This window comes from Variovorax sp. GW821-FHT09B01, assembly GCF_059418345.1.
This window is the reverse complement of sequence record NZ_JBWKPQ010000001.1, coordinates 847,302-871,770: the sequence shown is the minus strand read 5'-3', so window position 1 is coordinate 871,770 and position 24,469 is coordinate 847,302. Positions and strand designations below refer to the sequence as shown.

At 70.0% G+C, this 24,469-nt stretch carries 25 protein-coding genes; 13 read left to right on the top strand and 12 right to left on the bottom strand.

Features of this window, described 5'->3' with window-relative positions; genetic code table 11:
• Positions 1–9: 9 nt before the first annotated feature.
• From AC07RV_RS03750 to AC07RV_RS03710, 9 genes are all read left to right on the top strand, one after another.
• Positions 10–1,215: an ABC transporter substrate-binding protein gene (locus tag AC07RV_RS03750; protein WP_093352225.1), complete on the top strand. Its 1,206-nt coding sequence runs from the start codon at positions 10–12 to the stop codon at positions 1,213–1,215.
• Positions 1,216–1,297: 82 nt separating this feature from the next.
• On the top strand, positions 1,298–2,077 hold the full coding sequence (locus tag AC07RV_RS03745) for an ABC transporter ATP-binding protein (RefSeq protein WP_444813548.1): 780 nt from the start codon (positions 1,298–1,300) through the stop codon (positions 2,075–2,077).
• A complete protein-coding gene (locus AC07RV_RS03740) occupies positions 2,077–2,784 on the top strand; it encodes an ABC transporter ATP-binding protein (RefSeq protein ID WP_093349313.1) in 708 nt (235 codons plus the stop codon). Before AC07RV_RS03745 ends, AC07RV_RS03740 begins: the two co-directional genes overlap by 1 nt.
• A 4-nt stretch (positions 2,785–2,788) precedes the next feature.
• Complete coding sequence (locus tag AC07RV_RS03735) at positions 2,789–3,676, top strand: branched-chain amino acid ABC transporter permease (RefSeq protein WP_057595750.1); 888 nt, start codon at positions 2,789–2,791, stop codon at positions 3,674–3,676.
• A 10-nt stretch (positions 3,677–3,686) separates the two neighbouring features.
• Positions 3,687–4,664 (top strand): branched-chain amino acid ABC transporter permease, encoded by a 978-nt coding sequence (locus AC07RV_RS03730; protein ID WP_296782511.1) that lies wholly within the window; start codon positions 3,687–3,689, stop codon positions 4,662–4,664.
• Positions 4,665–4,769: 105 nt separating this feature from the next.
• A complete protein-coding gene (locus AC07RV_RS03725; RefSeq protein ID WP_296782508.1) occupies positions 4,770–5,576 on the top strand; it encodes an enoyl-CoA hydratase-related protein in 807 nt (268 codons plus the stop codon).
• 46 nt (positions 5,577–5,622) lie between these two features.
• Positions 5,623–6,834: a CaiB/BaiF CoA transferase family protein gene (locus AC07RV_RS03720; RefSeq protein WP_296782506.1), complete on the top strand. Its 1,212-nt coding sequence runs from the start codon at positions 5,623–5,625 to the stop codon at positions 6,832–6,834.
• A 66-nt stretch (positions 6,835–6,900) separates the two neighbouring features.
• A complete protein-coding gene (locus AC07RV_RS03715; protein WP_208513108.1) occupies positions 6,901–7,836 on the top strand; it encodes a LysR substrate-binding domain-containing protein in 936 nt (311 codons plus the stop codon).
• 109 nt (positions 7,837–7,945) lie between these two features.
• Positions 7,946–8,917 (top strand): tripartite tricarboxylate transporter substrate binding protein, encoded by a 972-nt coding sequence (locus tag AC07RV_RS03710; protein WP_208513109.1) that lies wholly within the window; start codon positions 7,946–7,948, stop codon positions 8,915–8,917.
• A gap of 24 nt (positions 8,918–8,941) precedes the next feature.
• Here AC07RV_RS03710 and AC07RV_RS03705 read toward each other — a convergent pair whose 3' ends face one another.
• The 3 genes from AC07RV_RS03705 to AC07RV_RS03695 all read right to left on the bottom strand — a co-directional run bounded on the left by AC07RV_RS03705 (position 8,942) and on the right by AC07RV_RS03695 (position 10,703).
• Positions 8,942–9,382, bottom strand: coding sequence for a hypothetical protein (locus tag AC07RV_RS03705; RefSeq protein WP_296782503.1), 441 nt, complete (start codon positions 9,380–9,382; stop codon positions 8,942–8,944).
• A gap of 4 nt (positions 9,383–9,386) precedes the next feature.
• Complete coding sequence (locus AC07RV_RS03700) at positions 9,387–9,659, bottom strand: hypothetical protein (RefSeq protein WP_296782501.1); 273 nt, start codon at positions 9,657–9,659, stop codon at positions 9,387–9,389.
• Between the two features lie 111 nt (positions 9,660–9,770).
• Complete coding sequence (locus tag AC07RV_RS03695) at positions 9,771–10,703, bottom strand: LysR family transcriptional regulator (protein ID WP_296782500.1); 933 nt, start codon at positions 10,701–10,703, stop codon at positions 9,771–9,773.
• An 89-nt stretch (positions 10,704–10,792) separates the two neighbouring features.
• Here AC07RV_RS03695 and AC07RV_RS03690 point away from each other — a divergent pair, with 89 nt between their 5' ends.
• The 3 genes from AC07RV_RS03690 to AC07RV_RS03680 are packed head-to-tail and all read left to right on the top strand — an operon-like array spanning position 10,793 to position 13,637.
• Positions 10,793–12,103 carry an MFS transporter gene (locus AC07RV_RS03690; protein ID WP_296782499.1) on the top strand — a complete coding sequence of 437 codons (1,311 nt, stop codon included), beginning with the start codon at positions 10,793–10,795 and terminating at the stop codon, positions 12,101–12,103.
• Complete coding sequence (locus AC07RV_RS03685; RefSeq protein ID WP_296782498.1) at positions 12,100–13,005, top strand: polysaccharide deacetylase family protein; 906 nt, start codon at positions 12,100–12,102, stop codon at positions 13,003–13,005. Before AC07RV_RS03690 ends, AC07RV_RS03685 begins: the two co-directional genes overlap by 4 nt.
• Positions 13,002–13,637, top strand: coding sequence for an aspartate/glutamate racemase family protein (locus AC07RV_RS03680; protein ID WP_296782497.1), 636 nt, complete (start codon positions 13,002–13,004; stop codon positions 13,635–13,637). The genes AC07RV_RS03685 and AC07RV_RS03680 overlap by 4 nt, the downstream gene beginning before the upstream one ends.
• A gap of 16 nt (positions 13,638–13,653) precedes the next feature.
• On the opposite strand, the gene AC07RV_RS03675 is transcribed toward AC07RV_RS03680, so the two are convergent.
• From AC07RV_RS03675 to AC07RV_RS03635, 9 genes are read right to left on the bottom strand one after another with little or no spacing between them, the layout of a single operon-like run.
• Positions 13,654–14,763: a CaiB/BaiF CoA transferase family protein gene (locus tag AC07RV_RS03675; RefSeq protein WP_296782496.1), complete on the bottom strand. Its 1,110-nt coding sequence runs from the start codon at positions 14,761–14,763 to the stop codon at positions 13,654–13,656.
• Entirely contained in the window at positions 14,760–16,508 is a 1,749-nt protein-coding gene (locus AC07RV_RS03670; RefSeq protein WP_296782495.1) for an FAD-binding protein, read from the bottom strand. Before AC07RV_RS03670 ends, AC07RV_RS03675 begins: the two co-directional genes overlap by 4 nt.
• Positions 16,501–16,956 carry a Zn-ribbon domain-containing OB-fold protein gene (locus AC07RV_RS03665; RefSeq protein ID WP_296782493.1) on the bottom strand — a complete coding sequence of 152 codons (456 nt, stop codon included), beginning with the start codon at positions 16,954–16,956 and terminating at the stop codon, positions 16,501–16,503. The genes AC07RV_RS03670 and AC07RV_RS03665 overlap by 8 nt, the downstream gene beginning before the upstream one ends.
• The gene (locus AC07RV_RS03660; RefSeq protein ID WP_296782492.1) at positions 16,953–18,134 is read right to left on the bottom strand and encodes a thiolase C-terminal domain-containing protein; all 1,182 of its coding nucleotides are present in this window, start codon (positions 18,132–18,134) and stop codon (positions 16,953–16,955) included. The genes AC07RV_RS03665 and AC07RV_RS03660 overlap by 4 nt, the downstream gene beginning before the upstream one ends.
• The gene (locus tag AC07RV_RS03655; RefSeq protein WP_296782491.1) at positions 18,131–19,423 is read right to left on the bottom strand and encodes a CaiB/BaiF CoA transferase family protein; all 1,293 of its coding nucleotides are present in this window, start codon (positions 19,421–19,423) and stop codon (positions 18,131–18,133) included. Before AC07RV_RS03655 ends, AC07RV_RS03660 begins: the two co-directional genes overlap by 4 nt.
• An 11-nt stretch (positions 19,424–19,434) precedes the next feature.
• The gene (locus AC07RV_RS03650) at positions 19,435–20,415 is read right to left on the bottom strand and encodes a Bug family tripartite tricarboxylate transporter substrate binding protein (protein ID WP_296782490.1); all 981 of its coding nucleotides are present in this window, start codon (positions 20,413–20,415) and stop codon (positions 19,435–19,437) included.
• Positions 20,416–20,446: 31 nt separating this feature from the next.
• Positions 20,447–21,196: a FadR/GntR family transcriptional regulator gene (locus AC07RV_RS03645; protein WP_296782488.1), complete on the bottom strand. Its 750-nt coding sequence runs from the start codon at positions 21,194–21,196 to the stop codon at positions 20,447–20,449.
• Positions 21,197–21,211: 15 nt separating this feature from the next.
• Positions 21,212–22,183, bottom strand: a complete 972-nt coding sequence (locus AC07RV_RS03640; RefSeq protein WP_296782486.1) for a PDR/VanB family oxidoreductase — start codon at positions 22,181–22,183, stop codon at positions 21,212–21,214.
• Entirely contained in the window at positions 22,180–23,499 is a 1,320-nt protein-coding gene (locus tag AC07RV_RS03635) for a Rieske 2Fe-2S domain-containing protein (protein ID WP_296782484.1), read from the bottom strand. The genes AC07RV_RS03640 and AC07RV_RS03635 overlap by 4 nt, the downstream gene beginning before the upstream one ends.
• Positions 23,500–23,751: 252 nt before the next feature.
• On the opposite strand from AC07RV_RS03635, the gene AC07RV_RS03630 reads away from it, so the two are divergent.
• Complete coding sequence (locus AC07RV_RS03630) at positions 23,752–24,453, top strand: nitroreductase (RefSeq protein WP_296782482.1); 702 nt, start codon at positions 23,752–23,754, stop codon at positions 24,451–24,453.
• Positions 24,454–24,469: the final 16 nt, after the last annotated feature.

Below are 24,469 nucleotides of genomic sequence, written 5' to 3'. Positions count from 1 at the left end.
AGACAAACAATGAGAATGCATGCCATCGCCCTGGCCGTCCTCGCGGGACTGCCCTGGATCCAGAACGCCAGCGCGCAAGCCGCGCCCGATCGCTTCAAGATCGGCTTCGTCACCGACATGTCGGGGCCGTACTCCGACTTCGACGGCGCCGGCGGTCTCGACGCGGTCCGCATGGCCATCGCGGATTTCGGCGGCAAGGTGCTGGGCCGGCCGATCGAGGTGCTGTCCGCCGATCACCAGAACAAGGCCGACATCGCGGCCAACAAGGCGCGCCAGTGGTGGGACCAGGACAAGGTCGAGCTGGTCATCGCGGGGTCCAACTCCTCGGCGTCGCTGGCGATCAGCAACATCTCGAAGGAAAAGAAGAAGGTCTTCATCTCCGCCGGCGCGGGCGCCGACAGCCTGACGGAAGAGGCCTGCCAGCCCTACCTCGTGCGCTACACCTACAGCACCTCGGCCCAGGCGCGCGGCACGGCGACGGCCATGGTGGAGCAGGGCGGCAAGAGCTGGTACTTCGTGACCGCGGACTATGCCTTCGGCTATTCGCTCGAGAAGGCCAGCATCGACGTGGTGCAGGCCAGCGGCGGCACCGTCAAGGGCAGCGTGCGCCATCCGCTGAACGCGAGCGACTTCTCGTCCTACCTGACACAGGCGCAGGCATCGGGCGCGCAGGTGGTCGGCCTGGCCAACGGCGGCAGCGACCTCATCACCTCGATCAAGACGGCCAAGGAGTTCGGCATCAGCAGCAAGATGCGACTCGCCGGCCTCATGGTGTTCATCACCGACGTGCACAGCCTCGGCCTCGACACCACCAGCGGCATGTACCTGACCGATGGCTGGTACTGGGACCTCAACGACAAGTCGCGCGCCTTCGCGACCCGCTTCTACGAGAAGCACAAGAAGATGCCGACCACCTTCCAGGCCGGCGACTACTCGGCCACGCTGAGCTACCTCAAGGCGGTGGAAGCGGCGCAGAGCACCGACGCCGACAAGGTGATGGCCGCGCTCAAGTCGCTCAAGATCGACGACATGTTCGCGCAGGGCTACATCCGCGCGGATGGCGCGATGGTGCACGACATGTACCTGATGCAGGTCAAGAAGCGCAGCGAATCGAAGCAGCCGTGGGACTACTACAAGGTGGTCTCGAAAATCCCGGGCGAGCAGGCCTATGCGCCGACGAAGCCCGGCGCCTGCCACCTGATGCCCAAGAGCTGATCCGCTCCGAAGCCGTGCCGCCGCCGCGTTTCGCGCGGCGCGCGGCCGCACGGCTTTTTTTCCTTGCCCCACTCTCTTTTCCATGTCGTATCGCACGGACATCATTCTCGAAACACGCCAGCTCACCAAGGAATTCAAGGGTTTCACCGCGGTCAGCAAGGTCAACCTCTCGGTCGTGCGCGGTTCGATCCACGCGCTCATCGGACCCAACGGCGCAGGCAAGACGACCTGCTTCAACCTGCTCACGAAGTTCCTCGAACCCACCAGCGGCACGATCCTGTTCAACGGCCAGGACATCACGGGCGAGCGCCCCGCGCAGATCGCGCGGCGCGGCATCATCCGCTCGTTCCAGATATCGGCCGTGTTCCCGCACCTCACGTTGCTGGAGAACGTGCGCCTGGGGCTGCAGCGCCGCCTGGGCACCTCGTACCACTTCTGGAAGAGCGAGAAGTCGCTCGAGCCGTTGAATGCCCGGGCGCGCGAGCTGCTCGCCGAGGTGGGCCTGGAAGAACTCGCCGAAGAGCAGACCGTGAACCTGCCCTATGGCCGCAAGCGCGCGCTCGAGATCGCGACCACGCTCGCGATGGAGCCCGAGCTGATGCTGCTGGACGAACCCACGCAGGGCATGGGCCATGAGGACGTGCATCGCGTGGCCGAGCTGATCAAGCGCGTGTCGGCGGGCCGCACCATCCTGATGGTGGAGCACAACATGAGCGTGGTGTCGACCATTGCCGACACCATCACCGTGCTGCAGCGGGGCGCGGTGCTGGCCGAGGGGCCCTACGCCGAGGTCTCGAAGAACCCGCAGGTCATGGAGGCCTACATGGGCACGACCGACGGCCAATTGCAGGGAGCGCACTGATGACCGCCGCACTCGAGATCAAGGGCCTGCAGGCCTGGTATGGCGAATCGCATGTGCTGCATGGCGTCGACATGGTCGTGCAGCCCGGCGAGGTCGTGACGCTGCTGGGCCGCAATGGCGCGGGCCGCACGACGACGCTGCGCGCGATCATGGGCCTGACCGGCGCGCGCAAGGGCAGCATCGAGGTCAATGGCCGCGAGACGATCGCGATGCCCACGCACCGCATCGCGCACCTGGGCATCGGCTACTGCCCCGAGGAACGCGGCATCTTCGCGAGCCTGTCGTGCGAGGAGAACCTGATGCTGCCGCCCGAGCTCAAGGGCGCGGGGCAGGGCATGTCGGTCGACGAGATCTACGCGATGTTCCCGAACCTGGCGGAGCGGCGCCACAGCCAGGGCACGCGGCTGTCGGGTGGCGAGCAGCAGATGCTGGCGGTGGCGCGCATCCTGCGCACGGGCGCCAAGCTGCTGCTGCTCGACGAGATTTCCGAAGGCCTGGCGCCGGTGATCGTGCAGGCGCTGGCGCGAATGATCACGACCTTGCGTTCCAAGGGCTACACCATCGTGATGGTGGAGCAGAACTTCCGCTTCGCGGCGCCGCTGGCCGATCGCTTCTACGTGATGGAGCACGGCCGCATCGTCGAAAAGTTCGGCGCCGCGGAACTCGAAGCCAGGATGCCGGTGCTCAACGAATTGCTGGGAGTCTGAGGCGATGACGACTGTCTTTGGTTTTCCCGTGCAGGCCTTGCTGAGCCAACTGCTGCTGGGGCTGGTCAACGGGTCGTTCTATGCGATCCTGAGCCTCGGGCTCGCGGTGATCTTCGGGCTGCTCAACGTCATCAACTTCGCGCATGGCGCGCTGTTCATGGTGGGCGCGGTGTTCAGCTGGATGGCGATGAGCTACCTCGGCATCGGCTACTGGGCGATGCTCGCCGTGGCGCCGCTGGTCGTCGGCCTGCTCGGCGTGCTGATCGAGCGCCTGTTCCTGCGCTGGATCTACAAGCTCGACCACCTCTACGGTCTGTTGCTCACCCTGGGCCTCACGCTGCTGATCGAAGGCGCATTCCGCTCGGTCTACGGCGTCTCGGGCCTGAGCTACGACACGCCCGCGGCACTGGCCAGCGCCAGCGACCTGGGCTTCATGGTGCTGCCCAACTACCGCGCCTGGGTGGTCGTGGCCTCGCTCGCCGTGTGCTTCGCCACCTGGTATGCGATCGAGAAGACGCGGCTGGGCGCCTACCTGCGCGCGGGCACCGAGAACCCGCGGCTGGTGGAGGCCTTCGGCGTCAACGTGCCGCTGATGATCACGCTGACCTATGCCTTCGGCTGCGGCCTGGCCGCCTTCGCCGGCGTGCTGGCCGCGCCGGTGATGCAGGTCTCGCCGCTGATGGGGCAGAACCTCATCATCGTGGTGTTCGCCGTCGTCGTGATCGGCGGCATGGGCTCGATCATGGGGGCCATCCTCACCGGCCTGGGCCTGGGCGTGATCGAAGGGCTCACCAAGGTGTTCTATCCGGAGGCCTCATCCTCGGTCGTGTTCGTGATCATGGTCATCGTGCTGCTGGTGCGACCGGCCGGCCTGTTCGGCAAAGAAAAGTGAATCCGCGGTCATGAAGAAACTCTCCCTCGTCCTCTATCCGCTGCTGCTCGCCGGGCTGCTGCTCGCGCCTTTCCTCGGCGCCTATCCGGTGTTCGTGATGAAGCTGTTGTGCTTCGCGCTGTTCGCGGCCGCCTTCAACCTGTTGCTGGGCTTCGCCGGCCTGCTGTCCTTCGGGCACGCGGCGTTCCTCGGCTGCTCGGCCTATGTCGCGGGCCAGGCCATGAAGGCCTGGGGCCTGACGCCCGAGCTCGGTCTGGTCGCGGGCACGCTCACCGGGGCCTTGCTAGGCTGGGTCTTCGGTTCGCTGGCGATCCGCCGCCAAGGCATCTACTTCGCGATGATCACGCTGGCGCTCGCGCAGATGATGTTCTTCGTCGCGCTGCAGGCGAGGTTTACCGGCGGCGAGGACGGTCTGCAGGGCGTGCCGCGCGGCAAGCTGTTCGGGCTCGTCGACCTCAGCGACGACCTCTCGATGTACTACGTCGCGCTCGCCGTGTGCGTGCTGGCCTTCCTGCTGATCGTGCGCACCGTGCATTCGCCGTTCGGTCAGGTGCTCAAGGGCATCAAGGAGAACGAGCCGCGCGCGCTCTCGCTGGGCTACGACGTCAGCCGTTTCAAGCTGCTGGCCTTCGTGATCTCGGCGGCGCTCTCGGGCCTCGCGGGTTCGCTCAAGACGCTGGTGCTGGGCTTCGCCACCTTGTCCGACGTGCACTGGACCGCGTCGGGCCAGGTCGTGCTGATGACGCTGGTGGGCGGACTCGGCACCCTGTCGGGCCCGCTGGTGGGATCGGCCGTGGTCGTGCTGCTGGAGAACAAGCTCGGCGAGTTCGGCAGCCTGCTCGCGCGCCTCACCAGCATCGAGTGGTTCAACACGCTGGGCGAGTCGGTGACCATGGTCACGGGCCTGATCTTCGTGGTGTGCGTGCTGGCCTTCCGCAAGGGAATCATGGGCGAGGTGGTGGCGTTCATGGCGCGCCGCCGCCCGTAGCCGGCCCGAGCGCGCGCCCAGCGACGATGCCATCAGAAAAACCTATGGTGGTATCAATACGTTGTAGTTTTCGGCGCCGCGAGCGGATCCTAGGATCCGTGCCACATGAATGAAGAACAAGGCCTTCGCGCCCCTGGCCGCATCGGGCTGTCGCAATCGGGCTTCATCGCCACGGTCACCATCGAGAACCCCGGCCGGCGCAATGCGCTGACGGTGGCGATGTGGGAGGCGCTGCAGGCGGTGTTCGCCGACCTGCGGCAAAGCGAGACGCTGCGCTGCGTGGTGCTGCGCGGTGCGGCGGGCAACTTCGCGGCCGGCGCCGACATCTCGGAGTTCGAGCAGGTGCGCGCCACGCGCGAGCAGGTGACGGAGTTTCACGAGCAGTGCGTGTCCGGTGCCCTGCGCGCCATCCATGACCTGCCCGTGCCGGTGATCGCGTTGATCGAGGGCGCCTGCGCGGGCGGCGGCCTGGAGATCGCCTCGGTCTGCGACCTGCGCATCGCGGGCCGCGGCGCCCGCCTCGGGATCCCGATCCGGCTGCTGGGCTTTCCGCTCGCGCTCGGCGAGATGGAGTGGCTCTACCGGCTCGCCGGTCCCGCGCTCACGGCCGAGCTGCTGTTCGAGGGCCGCATGCTCGATGCGCAGACCGCGTGGGCCAAGGGCCTGCTGACCGACGTGGTCGACGATGCGGATGTCGAGCGGCGCGTCCAGGCGACCGCAGACGCCATCGCGCAGAGTGCGCCGCTGGCGGTTCGCGCGCTCAAGCGGCAGCTGCGCCGGCTGATGGAAGACCCGAGTCCCGTGACGCGGGAAGAACGCCTGGCGAGCTATGCGTTCGCGGACACGCAGGACTACCGCACGGGACTGCGCGCCTTTCGCGAGAAGACCCGTCCCGAATTCATCGGCCGCTAGCAACCCTGGCCGGCACCGTGCCCATCGCCCCTCAAGAAAGCTGCTCATGACCCAAGCGCTGCCCCTCGCGGGCCTCCGCGTGCTCGACCTCTCGCGCGCGCTGTCCGGCCCGTTCTGCTCGATGATCCTCGGCGACTTCGGCGCCGAGGTCGTGAAGATCGAGCCGGCGCCGCACGGCGACATGGTGCGCCAGTGGGGTCCTTTCGCCGAGGACACCAGCGTCTACTACCTCTCGGGCAACCGCAACAAGAAGAGCGTGGCGCTGGACTTCCGCCACCCCGAAGGCCTGGCGATCGTACGCGAGATGGCAGCGAAGGCCGACATCCTGGTGGAGAACTTCCGCGCCGGCGTGATGGCGCAGATGGGCATGGGCCAGGCCGAGCTCATGGCGCTGAACCCCGGGCTGATCCACGGCAGCATCACCGGCTTCGGCAGCGACGGCCCCAAGGGCCACTGGCCGGGCTTCGACCAGATCGCGCAGGGCTTCTCGGGCTTCATGAGCTTCACGGGCACGCCCGAGTCCGGCCCGCAGCGCGTGGGCGTGGCGATCGGCGATCTCACCTCAGGCATGTGGACCGCCATGGGCATCCTGGCGGCGGTGATCCAGCGCCAGGCCAGCGGCCGGGGGCAGAAGGTCGAGACCTCGCTGCTGGCGAGCCTGGTCGGCTTGCTCAGCGTGCAGGGGCAGCGCTACCTGTCGCTCGGCGAGGTGCCGGCGCCGGTGGGCAACGTGCATCCGGTGATCGCGCCGTACGGCGTGTTCGAGGCGCAGGACGGGCCGCTGAACATCGGCGGCGCCACGCAGGAGCAATGGGTGAAGATCGCGCGGCTGCTCGGCCTGGAGGCGCTGCTGTCGGATCCGCGTTTCGTCAACAACGCGGCGCGCATGCAGCACCGCATCGCGCTCAAGGAACTGCTCGAGGAACGACTGCGCACGCAGCCGCGCGCGGCCTGGACCGCGCAGATGGTCGCGCTGGGCATTCCGGCGGGGCCGATCAACGACATCGCCGACGTGTTCGCCGATCCGCAGGTGCAGCACTGCGGGCTGGTCGAGGAGTTCACCCATCCCGTCATCGGGCCCATGCGGCAGGTCGGCAACCCGGTGCGCATCGACGGCTTGCGCGAGGGCAGCGTGCGCCTGCCGCCACCGCTGCTCGGGGAACACACAGTCGAAGTGCTGCGGGATTTCGGCTATGGTCGCGAGCGCATCGACGCCTGGCTCGCCGACGGTGTCGTGAGCCAACACGGGCTCGGCTGAGTTCGGCCCCCTCCTTTCCACCATCGGCCTGCCCTCGCGCCGGGGCGGCCATCACCCCTTCTCGCCATGGAAATACGCCAGCTGCGCTACTTCGTCGCGATCGTCGACAGCGGCTCGCTCTCGCGCGCGGCGGCGCTGGTCCATATCGTCCAGCCCGCGCTGAGCCAGCAGATGACCCAGCTCGAGGAAGAGCTCGGCACCCAGCTGCTGCAGCGCAGCGTCAAGGGCGTCACGCCGACCGATGCGGGACAGGCGCTGTACCGCCATGCACAGCAGATCCTCAAGCTCGCGGGCGACACGAAGAACGTGGTGAAGGCGTCGGATGCGGGCCTGAGCGGACGCGTGCGGCTCGGGCTGCCGTCGAGCATCGCGATGGTGCTGGTCGGCCCGCTGATCGCCGCGCTCGAGGAGCGCCATCCGCAGATCGTGCTCGAGGTCTACGAGAGCCCCAGCACCTTCCTCGCGGCGCACCTGATCAACGAGCGCGTCGAGCTCAGCGTGCTGGTCGACGACGTGGCGCTGCCCGGCATCGAGGCGGTGCCGCTGGTGGACGAACCGCTGTACTTCGTGCAGCCGCGCCGCAAGCCGCTGGTGCGCGCGGGCCGCAGCATCGACCTGCCGACGGTGGCCAGCGTGCCGCTGATGCTCACGACGCAGGTCACCACCTTGCGCGACCTGGTCGACCGCGCCTTCGCCGAGGCGGGCGTGGCGCCGCAGATCAAGGCCGAGGCGAGCTCGATCCACACCGTGCTGGCCATGGTCGCGCAGGGCGGCGCGGGCACCGTGATCCCGCATTCGGCGCTGGCCTGGCATGCCGCCGCGCAGTTGCTGCGACAGACTCCGATCGAGCCGCAGATCGTGCGCCGCGCGACGCTCGCGCATTCGCGCCTGAACCGGTTGCAGCCCGCCGCCGCCTGCGTGCACGCACTGATCGTGAGCGTGGTGCGCGAGCTGGTGCGCTCCCGCCGCTGGGACGGGGCGCGGCTGGTGGCCGGCAGCTGAGCGCGCGCGTGCGGCGCCATCGGTCGGCGCTATACCGGTAGCAGGATTTCGTAGTGTTCAGTTCGGGAGGCCGTCCCTACAGTCGACTGCACAAATCGACGGAGACACCATGAACATCCTCAGGGCCACACGGCTCGTATCCTGGGCGCTGATCGCCATGCCACTGCTGGCGGGCGCGCAGCCCGACTATCCCGCGCGCCAACCCGTGCGCCTGATCGTGACCTTCGCGCCAGGTGGCGGCTCCGACACCATCGCGCGCTCGCTCAACGCCAAGATGAGCGAGAAGCTCGGCCAGACGGTCATCGTGGAGAACAAGCCCGGCGCCGGCGGATCGATCGCCACCGACTACGTCGCGAAGGCCGCGCCCGACGGCTACACGGTGCTGTTCACCGTCTCCTCGCACAGCATCAACCAGGCCCTGTACCCCTCGCTGCCCTTCAACACCGAGCGCGACCTGCGCGGCGTCACGCTGATCGGTGCGCTGCCGCAGGTGCTCGCGGTCCATCCGTCGGTGCCGGCCAACAATCTCAAGGAGTGGATCGCGCTGGGCCAGCGCGATCCGCGGTACCGCCAGTACGCGACAGGCGGCATCGGCTCGCCGGGCCACTTCGCGGGCGGGCTGCTGCAGTCGATGGCCAAGCTCTCGCTGCAGCACATTCCCTACCGCGGCGCGGGACCCGCGATCGCGGACGTGGTGGGCAACCAGGTGCCCGCGGTGTTCGGCACCCTGAGCGGCGCGCTGCCGCACATCCGCAGCGGCAAACTCAAGGCGATCGCCGTGACCTCGAAGGAGCGCTCGCCGCTGCTGCCCGAGGTGCAGACCATCGCGGAATCGGTGCCCGGCTACGAATCCGACACCTGGATCGGCACCTTCGTGCCGCACGGCACGCCGCAGGCCGTGGTCGACAAGCTGCACCAGGCCACGCTCGCGGCCCTGGCCGACAACGAGGTCAAGGCACGCATGGAAACCCAGGCCGGGCGCGTGATCGGCGGGTCGCCCGAGGCGCTCGACAAGCTGGTCTCGCAGGAGATCGTGCAGTTCACGCGCGTGGTGCGCGAGCAGGGGATCAAGCCCGAGTAGGCGCTCGATCGGGCGAGCTTGCGGTTACCGCGTTGCGCCCTTGGCGGGGCATGGGTAGAGCTCGCGCATGTGCAGCCGGAACGCCTGCTCCATCGGCATCGTCCGCTGCTCGGGCGGCAGCCGCAGCAGGAAGGGGATCAGCGTGTCGGTGGTGATCTTCGCGGACTTGCCGGGGCAGCTGTCGATCGTGGTGCCCGCGGCCCTGGCCTTGAGCACATCGGTACGGTAGTTGTCCCCGATCAGCGCCAGCCCGCGGATCGCCGCCACGTAGTCGGCGTTCTGCTCGGCGCGCTCGGGACCGAGCTCGCCGAGCACCTGCGCGCCGCGCAGGAAGTCTTCCACCGTCAGCGATGCGCTGTGGTCGGGCTCAATGGACGGCGGGAGATCGCGCGAAGGTGTCTGCGCCAGCGCTGGCGGGCAGGCGAACATCGCGAGCAGAAGGGCGGCACCGGCAAGGCGTCGCACCGGTTCAGAGACTGTTGGCTTCACCACCGGGCAGGTTGTAGGTATCGGAACCGGGGAATGCCGCGGAAGGCTTGGGGATCGCGCGCCTGTGGATGGCCGCGAAGCTCAGGCAGCAGGCGGCGCCGACGATGGGGATGAGCCATACCAGGGCCAGCTGCCATGCGCGCTGCGGCCCCGAGTAGAAATCGCTGCGCAGCACCACGACCGTTGCGGCCAGGTCGCCCGCGAGGACCGCGATGGCGATGGCTGCGAGGACGTAGGGGAGGGGGCCGTGCAATGGGTGTGCTCCGGGGAGGGGTCGAACGAATGTAGCGACGGGGTCGCGCGGGCGTCAACGGCCTGGAACAGATTGACACAGCGGAAACGTCTTTCGCTCCTCGATGCGGCTTCAATGCGCGGCGGCTTCGGCCGCCTCGTCCGGCAGGCTCCCCTTCGATTTCACGAACGCCTGCATGTGCTTCAGGAAGGCATTCGCCGCCGGCGTCAGCTCCGCGTCGCTGCGCGAATAGACGCCCATGTTCCGCTTGACCGTCGGCCGCACCAGCATCCGCGTCTGCACGCCGGTGCGGCGCGAGAGCTGGCGCACGTTGACCGGCAGCGCGGCCACGCCCATGCCCGCGGCCACCATGCTGATCAGCGTGGAGGAGAAGGTCGCGACATGCGCGGGCACCGGCCGCAGGCCGACGGAATCGAAGGCCGCGTCGGCCAGCGCGCGCGACGGGCTCTGGTCGGACAGGCTGATCAGCGGATGCTTGGCCAGCTCGCGCCAGGTGACGGCGCCGCGCTCCGCGAGCGGATGGCCATCGGGCACCAGCGCCACCAGATGGTCCTGGTAGAGCGTGACCTCCGTCAGCCCCGGCTCGCCTTCGACCAGCGTGCCGACGCCGAGGTCGACCTCGCCGCGGCGCACCTGGTCGCGGATGGTCTCCTCGAAGCCGTCCTTGAGGATGCACTGGATACCCGGATGGCGCTGCTGGAACGACTGGATCACCCAGGGCAGCAGCGTGGCGGCGATCACGATGGAGGCGGCCACCGTGACCCGGCCGCGCTTGACCTCGGCCAGCGCGCGCGATCCGGCGACCGCGGCCTCGAGGTCCTCGAGCGCCTTGCGCGCCAGCGGCAGGAACTCGGCGCCGGCCTCGGTCAGCTGGACCACGCGCGTGCTGCGGTAGAACAGCCGCAGCCCGATCTGTTCCTCGAGTTCCTTGACCAGCGTGGACAGCGCGGAGGGCGAGAGGTGCATGCGCTCGGCCGCGCGCGCGAAGGCACCGGCCTCGGCCACCGCGAGGAAGGCACGGATCTGGCGCAACGTAATATTCATCTTTGGCGAATAATCGTTCGAATTATTCTGATTGTCCAAGCATTGAGCCGGTGCTGCAATGGCGCCGTCCATCGATCAGGAGCATCCCCATGACGACATCCGCCACGGCGAACACGGCCCCGCGCGCCGAAGACCGGCCCGCATCCTCGACCAGTCCGCGGCGCGTCGCCGCCGCGAGCCTGGTCGGCACCACGCTGGAGTTCTACGACCACTTCGTCTTCGGCACGGCGGCGGCGCTGGTGTTTCCGAAGCTGTTCTTCCCGCAGACCGATCCCTTCGTCGCGACCATCCTGTCGCTGCTGTCGTACGGCATCGCCTTCGTCGCGCGGCCGGTGGGGGCCGCGATCTTCGGCTCGCTGGGCGACAAGCTCGGCCGGCGCTTCGTGCTGGTCTCGACCCTGTTGGTCATGGGCCTGTCGACCTTCCTGATCGGGCTGCTGCCGACCTACGAGCATGTCGGGCTGCTCGCGCCGCTGCTGCTGGCGGTGTTGCGCTTCGCCCAAGGGCTCGCGCTGGGCGGCGAATGGGGCGGGGCGGCGCTGATGGTTAACGAGTTCGATGCCAGCGGGCGCCGCCGCGGCTTCTACGGCAGCCTGGTGCAGGTCGCGAGCCCGATCGGCGTGCTGATCGCCAATGCGATGTTCGGCTTCATGAACACGGTCACCACCGACGCGCAGTTCATGGACTGGGGCTGGCGCGTGCCCTTCCTCGCGAGCATCCTGCTCGTGGGCATCGGCTACTTCATCCGCCGCACGATCGAGGAATCCCCGGTCTTCAAGAGCCTCGAGAAGAGCGACCACAAGGCCGAGGCGCCGCTGGCCGAGACACTGCGCAAGCACTGGCGCCAGGTGCTGCTGGCGATTGGGGTGCGGGCCGGCGAGGGCGTCATCTGGTACGTGTTCTCGCTGCTGCTGCTGATCTACGTGCCGAACCGGCTCGGCCTGCCGCGGCAGGTGGCCTTGAATGCCGTGCTGTGGGGCGCGGCGGTCGGCGTGGTCGCGATCCCGCTGTTCGGTGCGCTGTCTGACCGCTTCGGTCGCAAGCCCATGCTGCTGCTCGGCGTGGCCGCCTCGATCGTCTGGTCGTTCGCCTACTTTCCGCTGCTGGAGACGCGCAATCCCTCGCTGGTGGTGCTCGCCTCGGTGATCGGCATGGTCTGCCAGGCCTCGCTGTGGGCGCCGCTCGCGGCCTTCATTCCCGACATGTTCGAGTCCAGGGTGCGGTGCACGGGTGCATCGCTGGGCTTCCAGCTCGCGGGCGTGTTCGGCGGCGCGCTCGCACCCAGCATCTGCGTCTGGCTGCTCGACCGTTTCGACAGCCCGCTGTCGATCTCGATCTACTGCACCCTCGGCCTGCTGCTGATCGGGGTCTGCGTGGCGAAGGCGAAGGTGCAGCGATGAGCGAGGCGGTCCGCGACTTCATCGGTTACGGGCGCGCGCGTCCCGACTTCGAATGGCCGGGCGGGCGTCGCGTCGCGCTCAGCGTGGTCGTCAACTACGAGGAGGGCGCGGAGAACTGCGTGCTCGAGGGCGATACCTTTTCGGAGGTGCTCAACAGCGACGTGTCGGGCGCGACGGCGCGCGCCGGGCGCCGCAACCTGGTGGTGGAGTCGCACTACGAATACGGCAGCCGGGCCGGCCATTGGCGCATCCTCGACCTGCTCGCCGAGTGTCGGGTACCAGCCACCTACTTCGCGGTGTCGGGCGCGCTCGAGAAGCATCCCGAGGCCGCGCGATCGATCGTCGAGGCCGGGCACGAGGTGGTCTCGCACGGCGCGCGATGGATCGACTACGACGAGGTGCCCGAGGCGACCGAGCGCGCGCACATGGCCCGTTCGCTCGACGTGCTCGAACGCCTGTGCGGCGAACGCCCGGTCGGCTGGTACACCGGCCGCGTCAGCCCGCGCACGCGCATGCTGGCCGTCGAGCAGGGACTGCAGTACGACTCGGACGCCTACAACGACGACCTGCCGTACTGGACGCGGGTCGGCGACAAGCCGCATCTGGTTCTGCCCTACAGCTTCGACTGCAACGACATGCGCTTCGCCTCGGCGCCGGGTTTCGACACGCCCGACGACTTCACCGACCACCTGCGGCGCACGCTCGCCTGCCTGCGGCGCGAAGGCCGCCGGCAGGCGTCGATGATGTCGATCGGCCTGCACTTGCGCCTGGCCGGGCGGCCCGGGCGCGCGGAGGCGCTGCGCGAGTTCCTGCTCGCGGCCTCCGAATTCCCCGATGTCTGGTTCTGCCGCCGGCGCGACATCGCGCAGTTCTGGCGGCATCGCTTTCCGGCCACGCCATGACGGCGAGGACGCTGTTCCTCAATCCGAACTCGAGCCGCGAGATCACGGCCACGCTGCGGCGCCACATCGCGCGTGGCGGCTGGCCGTCCGGGTCCTGGGCCGCCGCCGAGGTCGAGGCGGCGCCACGGATCATCGGCTCAGCCGCCGACAACGTGCGGGCCGAGGCGGCGCTGGCGCGTGCATTGCCGGGCCTGAGCGAAGGCTTCGACCGGGTGGTGGCCATGTCGTCGGTCGACACGGGCTACGAGATCGTGCGCGAGCGCTTCGGCGATGCGGCCCATGGTTTCACGCGCAGCGTGCTGGCGCTGCACCGGAAGCTCGGGCATCGGCTCGACATCGTGACCTTCGACCGCGGAATGACGGCGCTCTATGAGGCAGCCTTCGAGGCGACCGGCCATGCGTGCGTGATCGACGGCTGGCAGGTGATCGATCTCGCGCCGGCCGTCATCGCCGCGCAGCCCGAGATCGCGCTGGATGCGTTGCGCGAACGCTGCGAGGGCTTCGGCGGGCGGCAGCCGGTTTTCGTGGTCGGCGTGGTCGGTATCGGGCTCGCCGCGGGCCTGCGCGATGCCGGCATGCGGCAGGTGATCGATCCGGTGGCGGACCTGCTTGCCTGGCTTGGCGAGGGTTGAAGCGCCGCGGGTCCGCTCAGCCCCAGCGCGCCAGCACGTCCGCGGCCGGCGTCGCCTCGCACGCGGCCGGACCCTGAACGCGCGACGGCGTGCGCGAGAAACGCGGCGCTGGTGCCGGCTGCCGCACCCCTTCGACATCGACGAAGGCCTCGCGCGCACTGTTGTGCGGATGCGCGGGCGCCTCGCTCAGCGCGAGCACGGGCGCGACGCAGGCATCGCTGCCGTCGAACAGCGCGGTCCATTCGTCGCGGCCGCGGGTGCGGAACAGCTGCTCGAACTCGGCGCGCAGCGCGGGCCAGCACGCGCGGTCGTGCTGCGCGTCGCGCAGCGCGGGATCGACGCCCAGGCGCTCGCACAGCTCGGCGAAGAACTGCGGCTCGATCGGCCCGATGCAGACATGGCGGCCGTCGCCGGTGGCGTAGCTGCCGTAGTAGGGAGCGCCGCCGTCGAGCGCATTGGTGCCGCGTTCCTCGGAGAAGGTGCCGCGCATCGCGCTGGTGGCGAACAGGCTCATCAGCGAGTTCACGCCGTCGACGATGGCCGCGTCGACCACCTGGCCCTGCCCCGAGCGCCGGCTTTCGAGCAGCGCGGCCAGGAGGCCGACGACGAGGTAGAGGCTGCCGCCGCCGTAGTCGCCCACGAGGTTCAGCGGCGGCATCGGCGCGCCGCCGGCCGGGCCGATGGCATGCAGCGCGCCGGTCAGCGCGATGTAGTTGATGTCGTGGCCCGCGGCCTGCGCGAGCGGGCCGTGCTGGCCCCAGCCCGTCATGCGGCCGTAGACCAGCCGTGGATTGCGCCGCAGCGCCTCGTCGGGGCCCAGGCCCAGGCGTTCCATCACGCCGGGCCGGAAGCCCTCGACCAGCACGTCGGCGCGTGCCAGCAGGCCCAGCACCTCCTCGCGCGAGCCGGGGTCCTTGAGGTCGGCCAGCACCACGGTGCGGCCGCGGCCCGTGATGTCGCTGCGGTCGCCGAGGCGGCGCGCGGGGCGGTCGATGGTGATCACGTCGGCGCCCATGTCCGACAGCAGCATGCAGGCGAAGGGCGCGGGCCCGAGGCCGGCGAATTCGACCACGCGCAGGCCGGCGAGCGGGCCGCTGGCCTCGTGGGGAGTGGAGGTGGGATTCATCGTGGGGAGGAAGGTGTGTGGGGGTTGCGTCGTGCCACATGCCGCGCGATGCGCCAGCCGAACACGATCGCGGGCCCGAGCGTGATGCCCGGCCCCGGATAGGCGCCGCGCATGATCGAGGCCATGTCGTTGCCGCAGGCGTAGAGGCCCGCGATGGGCTGCCCGTTCGTGTCGAGCACGGCCCCGTCGGTATCGGTGGCCAGGCCCGCGCTCGATGCGGCTTCACCGGGCCAGACCGCCAGCGCGCAGAACGGCGCTTGCGCGATCGGGCCGAGGCAGGGGTTGGGCGCATGCGCCGCATCGCCGTTGAAGCGGCCGAGCTCGGTGCTGCCCTTGCCGAAGTCCGGGTCCTCGCCGGCTTCGGCATGGCGGTTGTGGCGCGCGATGGTGGCTGCCAGCGTGCGCGCATCGATGCCCAGCCGTGTGGCCAGTGCGTCGATGTCGTGAGCGAGCACGAGATAGCCCGATGCCTCGTGCCGCCGCAGCGCGCTCGCGCGCGTGCCGGGCGGGATCATGCCGAGGCCGTAGGCGCGCACGAAGGCCGCATCGCAGACCAGCCAGGCCGGTGGCGTCGATGCACCGGGGCGCACGCGCGCGAGCAGGGCCTCGACGAAGTGGTGGTACGAGGCGCTCTCGTCGACGAAGCGGTGCCCGTCGGCATCGACCGCGATCAGCCCGGGCTTGGCGCGGTCGAGGTACAGGTGTGGAAAGAGCCCGGGTTCGCCACCGGGGCGCGGCGCCAGCGAGACGGGTTGCCAGAAGAAGTCGCCCCGATGGCGTTCGAGCCGCGCCCCGGCCCGCAGCGCGGCATCGAGGCCCTCGCCGCGGTTGCCTTCGAAGGACTGCGGCCGCAGCGTGCGCGGCGACACGCCGGCCGGCGCGAGCTGGGCCCGCAACGCCGCATGATGGCCGACGCCGCCGGTGGCGAGCACCACGCCGAGGCGGCTCGCGATGCGCCGCGTCGATCCCTCGTGGTCGAACACGCCGCCCGTGACGCGGCCCGCCGAGATATCGAGTTGCCGCAGCCGCATGCTGAAGCGCACCGGCACACCGGCCTGGCGCAGGCTGAAGTACAGCCGCGCGACGAGCGCATTGCCCAGCACTAGGCGCGTGCCGCGCGCATGCGTGAGCCGGTCGCGCGCATGGCGCAGCACCAGCCACGCGGCATGGCGGAAGTTCGCGACGCTGCGCCAGCGGTAGGCCAGGGCCTGCACGTCGGCCTTGTTGGCCATCATCCCGCCGAGCACCATGAACTCCGGCATCGGTGCGCGGATGCGCTCGAAGTCGCGGCCCAGGCGCCGGCCGTCGAAGGGCAGCGGCGAAAGCGCGCGTCCCGCCACGGCTGCGCCGGGCAGTTCGAGATAGTCGGGATGGCGGCCGGCCGAGGCGAAGCGCAGTTCCGAATGCGCTTCGAGGAAGGCGATCGCCTCGGGAGCGCTCGAGAGATAGGCGGCGCGCAGCCCGCGCGGATCGTCGGCGCCGAGGATCGCATCGAGATAGCGCGCGGCCTCGGCGGCCGAGTCGGCGAAGCCCGCGGCCGCGCCCTGCGCATTGCCGGGCACCCACAGCGTGCCGGCCGAGGTGGCGGTGGTGCCGCCGACCTGCTCACCGGCTTCGCACAGCACCACGTCGAGGCCCATGAGCGCGCCCGCGAGCGCGGCGCTCATGCCGCCCGCGCCGGCGCCGATCACGAGCAGGTCGCAGGTATAGCCTTCCAGGCCTTCGGTGCGCGCGGACTCAGGCACGCCGCCACTGCAGCAGCGCGTACGGCGGCTGCGCATCCGGATGGTGTTCGAACACGCCCTCGACCTCGGCGCCGATCTCCACCGCCTGCATCGGATCGCCGAGCAGGTTGCCGACCATGCGCACGTTGCCGGCTCCGGGCAGCTCGACCAGCACCACGAGGTAGGCGCCATGGTCCTTGAGCGCCGCATGCGCCGGATGCCACACGCGCTCCCAGCTGTAGATGCGGCCGCGCGGCGCGACTTCGACCCAGGCGGGATCGAAGACATGGCAGCGGTGGCAGATCCACTCGGGGCCGAACTGCCAGGTGCCGCAGTGCGTGCAGCGCTGCACGCGCAAGACGCTCTCGCGCAGGCCTTGCCAATAGGGTTCGGACAATCCATCGGGCTCCGACACGGGGATCGGCAGGCCCGCGGGCAGGTAGCGTTTCTCGTCGTTCGTGTCGTTCACAGCACGTTCTCCGATGCCAGCAGCAGGTCGCTCGCGGGCGTGACCATGGGGCCGCCGATCACCAGCGCCACATCGCTGCGCGCCGCCTGGCTGGTCGAGCTGCCGCGCACCTGGCGCACCGCCTCGAGCACCAGCTCGAAGCCATGCATGTAGCACTCGGCGAGGTTGCCGCCGCTGGTGTTCAGCGGCAGCCGGCCCGTGGGGGCGACGAGGTTCTCTAGCGTGAGGAAGTCGTTGGCCTCGCCGGGCTGGAAGAAGCCGTGCTCGGCCAGCGCCATCGCCACGCCGCCGGTGAAGTTCTCGTAGCTCTGCACCACGCCCACGTCGGCCGGCGCGATGCCGGCCATGGCATAGAGATCGGGCGCCACGGTGTCGAAGCCCGCGCTCGCATAGCGCGGCGCGTTGTGCGGATGGGCGCCGGCGCGAAAGCCCGAGCCCGAGGCCGCGCCGAGCAGGTAGGCGGGCTTGTGCGCGAAGTCCTTCGCGCGCTCGGCCGCCACCAGCACGATCGCGGCGGCGCCGTCGTTCTCCATGCAGCAGTCGTACAGGTGGAAGGGCTCGGCGATCCAGCGCGAGGCGTCGTACTTCGCGGCGTCGAGCGGCTTGCCGTGCATCACGGCGCGCGGATTGGCCTGCGCATGGTGGTAGGAGGCGAGCGCGATGGCGCGCAGCGCCTCCTGCCGCACGCCGTGCTCGTGCATGAAGCGCCGCACGCGCATCGCGAAGCGTTGCGGCGGAGAGAGCACGCCATGGGGCATGAGGTAGGCCTTCTCGCCGGAGATGGTGTCGATACCGCCGACCTGGCCGAAGCGCCCGTGCTGCCCTTGCGCGAGTGCGCGGAACACGACCACGCAGTCGGCCAGCCCGGCCGCGATGGCGGCCGCGCCGTTGGCCACGGCCGCCGCGCAGCCGCCACCACCGCCGCCCCACTGCATGGTGGCCGAGCGCAGGCGATGGATGCCCAGCGCGGCCGCCAGCCGCGAGGCCTCGCTGCGGTCGTCGCTGTACGAGGCGAAGCCGTCGATCTCGCGCGGATCGAGGCCCGCGTCGGCGCAGGCGGCGAGGATGGCCTTGAGCGCGAGCTTGAACTCCGCGTCGGGCGACTGGCCGTGGCGGTAGTAGGCGGTCTCGCCGATGCCGACCACGGCGACCCGGCCGCGCAGCGTGCGGCTGGTCATGCCGGCGTGCCGGCGGGTTCGTGCCGCTCGGCGGGCGGACCGAAGGCTCCGGCGCGCGCGAGCGCCGCGAAGCGCTGCTCGTCGTAGCCCAGCGCCTCGCGCAGCACTTCCTGCGTGTGCTGGCCGACGGTGGGCGCGGCCACCGGGTCGGCGATCGGCGTGCGCGAGTAGCGGATCGGCAGCGCCATGTTCGGCACCCAGCCCACCTGCGGATGCGGGATGCGCGTCACCAGTCGGCGTTCGCGCGCCTCGGGCGAGCGGATGGCCTCGCCGACCGAGCGCACCTGGCCGCAGGGCACGCCGGCCGCGCGCATGCGCGACTGCCAATGCGACCAGGGCTGCTTCGCGAAGGCCTCGCCGAGCAGCGCGAACAGCACCTCGCGCCGCTGCGAGCGCTCGCGGCCGCTGGCGTAGGCCGGGTCGGCGGCCACGTCGGGCCGTTCGAGCACCTGCGTCATCAGGCGCTGGAAGATCTTGTTGTTGCCGCAGTTGATGTAGAACGAGCCGTCCTGGGCCTCGAACACGCCCGAGGGGCAGGTGTCGGGGCTGGTGTTGCCGTGGCGCTGCGGCTCGGCGCCGCTGAACACGTGCTGCAGCGTCGCATAGCCGGTCATCAGCACCGCGTTGTCGAACAGCGCCACTTCCACCGCCTGCCCGCGGCCCGTGCGCTCGCGCGCCACCAGCGCGCCGAGGATCGCGTTGGCCGCCATCATCGCGGTGCTGATGTCCATCACCGGCGACAGCGCGCGCACGCCCTGTCGGTCGGCATAGCCGTTCATCGAGACGAAGCCGCTCTCGGCCTGCGCGATCGGATCGAAGCCCAGGCGGTCGGCGAAGGCGCCCTCGCGGCCGTAGGCCGACACCGAGCAGTAGACGAGCTCGGGGTTGGCCTTGCGGCAGCTCTCGTAGTCGAGTCCGAAGCGCTCCATCACGCCGGTGGAGAAGTTCTCGACCACGACGTCGGCGCTCGCGATCAGTGCGCGCGCCACCTCCAGGCCCTCGGGCGTCTTCAGGTCCAGCGCTACGCTGCGCTTGTTGCGGTTCGACCAGAGGAAGGGCGCGCCCTGCGCGAGCTCGGGGTGCACCGGCGGGTATTGGCGGAAGTCGTCGCCGCGCCCGGGCGCCTCGATCTTGATCACGTCGGCGCCCATGTCGGCCAGGATCATGGTGGCGAAGGGGCCGGCGATGAAGTGGGTGAAGTCCACCACCTTGATGCCGGCCAGCGCCTGCGGCGCGCCCGCGGGGCGCGGTTGGTGCTCGGGGAAATCGGATTCCAGGTTTTCAAGCATGGAGGCGGTTCTCACATCTGGATGTTGGCCTTGCGCACGACCGGGCCCCACTGGCCCATCTCGTCGCGGATGAGCTTCTCGAGCTCCTGCGGCGTGCTGCTGCGCGCCTCGACGTTGCGCGCCGAGAACATTTTGCGCACCTCGGGCCGCGCCACCGCGGTCACGATCGCGTCGTGCAGCTTCGTGACGATCTCGTCGGGCGTGTCCTTCGGTGCGAGCACGCCGAACCAGGCCGAGCTGCGGAAGCCCGGCACCTCGTCGGCGATGGCCTGCAGGCCCGGCACGGTCTCGGTGGCCTTGGGCGTGCCCACGGCCAGGTAGCGCACCCGGCCCGAGCTCACCAGCGTGGCGCCGTCCAGGCCGGTCACGAAGGCGGCCTGCAGCTGGCCGCCGGCGAAGGCGGTCATCATCGGCGCGCCGCCGTTGTAGGGGATGTGCTGCATGCGCAGGCCCGCGGCCTCGTTGAAGTACTCGGCCGTCAGGTGCGACAGCGAGCCGTTGCCGACCGAGCCGACGTTGAGCGCGTTGCCGTTCTTCTTCGCATAGGCGAGAAAGTCCTTCAGCGTCTTCGCCGGGCTGTCGGCGGGCACGGCCAGGATCATCGGCGTGATCGCGACGGTGGAGATCGGGCGCAGGTCCTTGAGCTCGTCGTAGGGCACCTTGCGCATCAGCGAGACCACCGCGTTCGGGCCGGTGTTGCCGAACACCAGCGTGTAGCCGTCGGGCGCGGCCTTGGCCACGTAGTCGGTGCCGATGGTGCCGCCCGCGCCGGGCTTGTTCTCGACGATCACGGTCTGGCCCAGCGTCTCGCTCATCGACTGCTGGATGGCGCGCGCGAGCTGGTCGGTGCTGCCGCCGGCCGCATAGGGCACGATCATGCGGATCGGCTTGTTCGGGTAGCCGCCCTGTGCCCAGGCGGGCAGGGCGCCGAGCGCGAGCGCGGCGCAGGCCGCGCCCAGCAGCGCGCGGCGGTGGAGGGAAGTGGTCGTCATCGGGGGTCTCCTTGGGTTCGTGGGTGTCGTGTCAATCCGTGGCGCCGAGCACGCTCGACCAGTAGCTGCGCGCGCGGTCCATGTGGCGCAGGATCAGCAGCTGCGCCTTGGCCGCGTCGCGCGCGCGGATGTGGCCGAGCAGGCGGCGGTGGTCGAGCAGCGAGGCGCGGCCCTGCACCGTGTCGGCGAACATCGCCTCGCGGCGCCGGCCGGTGAAGCGGTAGAAGGCATGCAGCACGCGCACCAGCACCGAGTTGTGGGTGGCATCGACCAGCGCGACGTGGAACTCGGTGTCGGCCGCGGCGATGTTGCCGCCCTCGGCCAGCACCTGCTCGGTGCGCTGCAGCACGGCTTCCATGCGCGCCAGGTCGGCCTCGGTGCGGCGCTGGCAGGCCAGGCCCGCGGCCAGCACCTCGAGGTGGCCGCGCACCTCCATCGTCTCGGCCACTTCCACCGGCGTGGGCACGGCGCCCATGTCGGTGAGCATCACCAGCGCCTCGAAGCTGCCTTCGCGCTCGACGTGCCGCAGGTAGATGCCCGAGTTGGGCCGCGACTCGACGATGCGCAGCGTGACCAGCGTGGCCAGCGCCTCGCGCACCGCGTTGCGGCCGACGCCGAGGCGCTCGGCGAGGTCGCGCTCGGAGGGCAGCCGGTCGCCCGGTTGCAGCCGCCGGTCGCGCAGGTAGGCGAGGATGCCGGCGATGGCGCCATGGCCCGCGCCCGCCGCGTTGGAGGCACTGGCCTCCTGCGGTTCCGCCGTGGTGTCGAGCCGGGTCGTCATGGACTGCTCCCGTGCTCAGAGGTCCAGGACCAGCGTCTTCGAGCGCGAGCCCGAGCAGCAGATCATGATCGCCTCGTTCGACTGCTTCTCCTGCGCATCCAGGTAGTCGTCGCGATGGTCGGGCTCGCCCGCGATCACGCGCGTGCGGCAGGTGCCGCACACGCCCGCGCTGCAGGCATAGGGCACGTCGATGGCGTTGTCGAGCAGCGTGTCGAGGATGGTCTTGCCCGGCGCCACCGCGAGGCGCTGGCCGCTGCGCTCGAGCACCACCTCGTAGCCGCCCTCGGTGGCGGCAGCGCTGCCGGCGGCGAAGCGCTCGAAGTGCACCGTGTGCGCGGGCCGGCCGGCGCAGGCCTCGACGAAGGCATCGATCATGCGCGACGGGCCGCAGCAGTACAGGTGCGCGCCGGCCGGCGCGTTGCGCACGATGGCCGCGATGTCCAGCCGCTCGGCACGCGAGGAACCGAAGCAGAACTCCACCTCTCCGTGGCCGCGTCCGCCCTGCATGGCGCGCAGCGTGTCGGCGAAGGCGGTTTCCTCGGGCGAGCGGCCCGCGTAGTGCAGCTGCCAGCGCCGGCCCAGTTCCTCGAGCCGGTGCAGCATCGACAGGATCGGCGTGATGCCGATGCCGCCGGCGATGAAGACCGAGTGCGCGGCCTCCTCGGCCAGCGCGAAGTCGTTGCCGGGCAGGCTGGCGCGCAAGCGATCGCCCACGCGCGGATGCGCATGCATCCAGGCCGAGCCGCCGCGGCCCTGCGCGTCGCGCTGCACCGCCACCACGTAGCGCGCGGCGTCCGAGGGCGCGTTGAGCAGCGAATAGCTGCGGATCATCTCGCGCGGCAGGTGCAGGTCGATGTGCGCGCCGGCCGTGAACGGCGGCAGCGGCCGGCCGTCGGCCGACACGAACTCGTACGACGCGATGCCGCGTGCCTCCAGCCGGATCTGGCGCAGGCACAGGTCCAGCGGCGCGGGGTTGCCCAGGCTCATGGCGTGTAGCCGAAGTCGGCGCCCAGGCGCGCGGTCATCAGCTCGCGGCCCGATTCGCTCCAGGCCTCGCCGGCCGGCAGCGTGAGCGACACCGCGCGCACCATCGGCAGGTCGGGGTCCTCGATGCGCGGCGGGCGCTGCTGGCGCACCGACAGGTTGCGCACCGTCTCGAGCAGCAGGCGCCGCGTCATCGCGATGCCGGTGTCGCTCATGCCCAGGTGCTCCTTCGAGCGGTCGTAGATCGGCGCCACGCCCGACTGGCAGGCCGCGTCCTGCACCCACAGGCCGGGCAGGCCCGAGAACCAGGTCTTGGTCTGCGCGTCGTAGTTGAAGAGGAAGGCGCTCTGCAGGTTGAACCGGGTCCAGTACTTCGCGAAGGGCTCGGTGGCCGGGCGCGGCGCATAGGCGTTGATGCTCGGGTGGCCGGTCTCGCGGCCGCCGTGGCCGTTGTCGAACAGCTTGCGCGTCTTCTCGTAGAACTTCTGCGCCGGCGTGTACGAGAACATGATGCACAGCGTGTGGTGGTCGTCCAGCGGCACCCAGGCGTGGCCGCTGAGCTCGGGGTAGTTCGACTGCGGCGGCACCAGCGTGTAGAAGGGCAGCAGGAACTGGTTGACGCGCCAGTAGTGCGTGTTCTCGTCGAGCACGCGCTTGGAGGCCACGCTCATGCCGAAGTCCTGGCGCTTGCATTCGAAGGTGGGACGCAGGTCCTTCTTCGCGGTCCAGTCGCTGATCGCGCCCTGCTGGTCGATGCGCCCGTGCAGGATCGGCGCGTGGGCCGAGTCGATCTCGCCTTCCACGGCCTGCAGCCAATTGCATTCCTGCACGCGGAAGCTCACGTACACGTTCTCCTCGGGCACGAGGTTCCACTCGAGGTTCGGCAGCGGCGGCGGGTTCTCGCGATCGGGCCCCATGTAGGTCCAGACGATGCCGTTGCGCTCGCGGCAGGGGTAGTTCTTGATCGTGACCGTGTCCTTGAGCCGGCTCTGTGCGGGCTCGGCCGGCGTGTCCTGCACGCGGCCGTCGACGCCGAACTTCCAGCCGTGGTAGATGCAGCGCACGCCGCAGTCCTCGTTGCGGCCGAACACCAGCGGCGCGCCGCGGTGCGGGCAGGCATGGTCGATCAGGCCGACGCGGCCCTCGCTGTCGCGGAACGCGATCAGTTCCTCGCCGAGCAGGCGCACGCGCTGCGGCTGGCCGTCGGTCTCGAGGTCGCGGCTGGGCAGGAAGGGGATCCAGTAGAGGCGCATCAGCTCGCCCATGGGCGAGCCGGCGCCGACGCGCACGAGGGTTTCGTTGTCTTCTTGCGAGAGCATGGCTGCGGTTTTCCTTGTGGGGCAGGGCCATCCGGCGTGGTGGACCACCTTGGATGACCAGATTGGTAGGACCAATGCTAAATTCGAGCCCGCGCGATGCAAAGCTTTTGTCTCAATAACCTTGTGAATGGATCAACCATATATCGCTGGCGCGAACTAGGTGGCCGCCGTCGCGCATGTCTTTCGCCGCGTCGCCAGCGCGAGCGCGCCGGCACGGTTAGGCTCCCTCGTCCTCATCCCGTTGCCCGAGCCATGACCACTTCCCCGCCCGTTCCCGCGCCGGATCTCGCCGCGGCCCTCGACACCGTGCTCGACGCGCGCTACAGCTGCCGCGGCTATCTCGCCGACCCGGTGCCGCGCGACGTCATCGACGCGATCCTGCGCGCCGCCCAGCGCACGGCCTCGTGGTGCAACTCGCAGCCCTGGCAGGTGGTCGTGACCGGCGCGGCCGCCACCGAGCGCCTGCGCGCGGCGATGGCCACGCCCGAGGCGCTGGTCGACCAGGGTTTCGAGATCGCGCCGCCCGCCGAATACCGCGGCGTCTACCGCGAGCGCCGCCGCGAATGCGGCTTCCAGCTCTACGACAGCGTGGGCATCGCCCACGGCGACCGCGAGGCCTCGGCGCGCCAGGGGCTTCAGAACTTCTCGTTCTTCGGCGCGCCGCACGTGGCGCTGATCCACACCGATGCCGCGCTCGGCGCCTATGGCGCGCTGGACTGCGGCGCCTACGTGTCGAACTTCATGCTGGCCGCGCGCAGCCGCGGCGTGGCGAGCATCGCGCAGGCCGCGCTGGCCTCGCGCGCGAAGTTCCTGCACCGCTGGTTCGACATCCCGGACGACCGCCAGGTGGTCTGCGGGATCTCCTTCGGCTACGAGGACCCGGCGCACCCGGCCAACGGTTTCCGCACCTCGCGCGCTACCGTCGGCGACGCCGCGCGCTGGGTCGAGGACTGATCTGGATGGTGGCGCG

Bases quoted from the DNA above. Each gene is read 5' to 3' on its own strand.
- AC07RV_RS03660 (WP_296782492.1), bottom strand. From the start codon at position 18,134: ATGACCAGCCGCACGCTGCGCGGCCGGGTCGCCGTGGTCGGCATCGGC.
- AC07RV_RS03630 (WP_296782482.1), top strand. From the start codon at position 23,752: ATGACCACTTCCCCGCCCGTTCCCGCGCCGGATCTCGCCGCGGCCCTC.
- AC07RV_RS03655 (WP_296782491.1), bottom strand. From the start codon at position 19,423: ATGCTTGAAAACCTGGAATCCGATTTCCCCGAGCACCAACCGCGCCCC.
- AC07RV_RS03680 (WP_296782497.1), top strand. From the start codon at position 13,002: ATGACGGCGAGGACGCTGTTCCTCAATCCGAACTCGAGCCGCGAGATC.
- AC07RV_RS03725 (WP_296782508.1), top strand. From the start codon at position 4,770: ATGAATGAAGAACAAGGCCTTCGCGCCCCTGGCCGCATCGGGCTGTCG.
- AC07RV_RS03715 (WP_208513108.1), top strand. From the start codon at position 6,901: ATGGAAATACGCCAGCTGCGCTACTTCGTCGCGATCGTCGACAGCGGC.
- AC07RV_RS03690 (WP_296782499.1), top strand. From the start codon at position 10,793: ATGACGACATCCGCCACGGCGAACACGGCCCCGCGCGCCGAAGACCGG.
- AC07RV_RS03675 (WP_296782496.1), bottom strand. From the start codon at position 14,763: ATGAATCCCACCTCCACTCCCCACGAGGCCAGCGGCCCGCTCGCCGGC.
- AC07RV_RS03750 (WP_093352225.1), top strand. From the start codon at position 10: ATGAGAATGCATGCCATCGCCCTGGCCGTCCTCGCGGGACTGCCCTGG.
- AC07RV_RS03640 (WP_296782486.1), bottom strand. From the start codon at position 22,183: ATGAGCCTGGGCAACCCCGCGCCGCTGGACCTGTGCCTGCGCCAGATC.
- AC07RV_RS03735 (WP_057595750.1), top strand. From the start codon at position 2,789: ATGACGACTGTCTTTGGTTTTCCCGTGCAGGCCTTGCTGAGCCAACTG.
- AC07RV_RS03685 (WP_296782498.1), top strand. From the start codon at position 12,100: ATGAGCGAGGCGGTCCGCGACTTCATCGGTTACGGGCGCGCGCGTCCC.
- AC07RV_RS03695 (WP_296782500.1), bottom strand. From the start codon at position 10,703: ATGAATATTACGTTGCGCCAGATCCGTGCCTTCCTCGCGGTGGCCGAG.
- AC07RV_RS03745 (WP_444813548.1), top strand. From the start codon at position 1,298: ATGTCGTATCGCACGGACATCATTCTCGAAACACGCCAGCTCACCAAG.
- AC07RV_RS03635 (WP_296782484.1), bottom strand. From the start codon at position 23,499: ATGCTCTCGCAAGAAGACAACGAAACCCTCGTGCGCGTCGGCGCCGGC.
- AC07RV_RS03720 (WP_296782506.1), top strand. From the start codon at position 5,623: ATGACCCAAGCGCTGCCCCTCGCGGGCCTCCGCGTGCTCGACCTCTCG.
- AC07RV_RS03710 (WP_208513109.1), top strand. From the start codon at position 7,946: ATGAACATCCTCAGGGCCACACGGCTCGTATCCTGGGCGCTGATCGCC.
- AC07RV_RS03730 (WP_296782511.1), top strand. From the start codon at position 3,687: ATGAAGAAACTCTCCCTCGTCCTCTATCCGCTGCTGCTCGCCGGGCTG.
- AC07RV_RS03650 (WP_296782490.1), bottom strand. From the start codon at position 20,415: ATGACGACCACTTCCCTCCACCGCCGCGCGCTGCTGGGCGCGGCCTGC.
- AC07RV_RS03740 (WP_093349313.1), top strand. From the start codon at position 2,077: ATGACCGCCGCACTCGAGATCAAGGGCCTGCAGGCCTGGTATGGCGAA.
- AC07RV_RS03645 (WP_296782488.1), bottom strand. From the start codon at position 21,196: ATGACGACCCGGCTCGACACCACGGCGGAACCGCAGGAGGCCAGTGCC.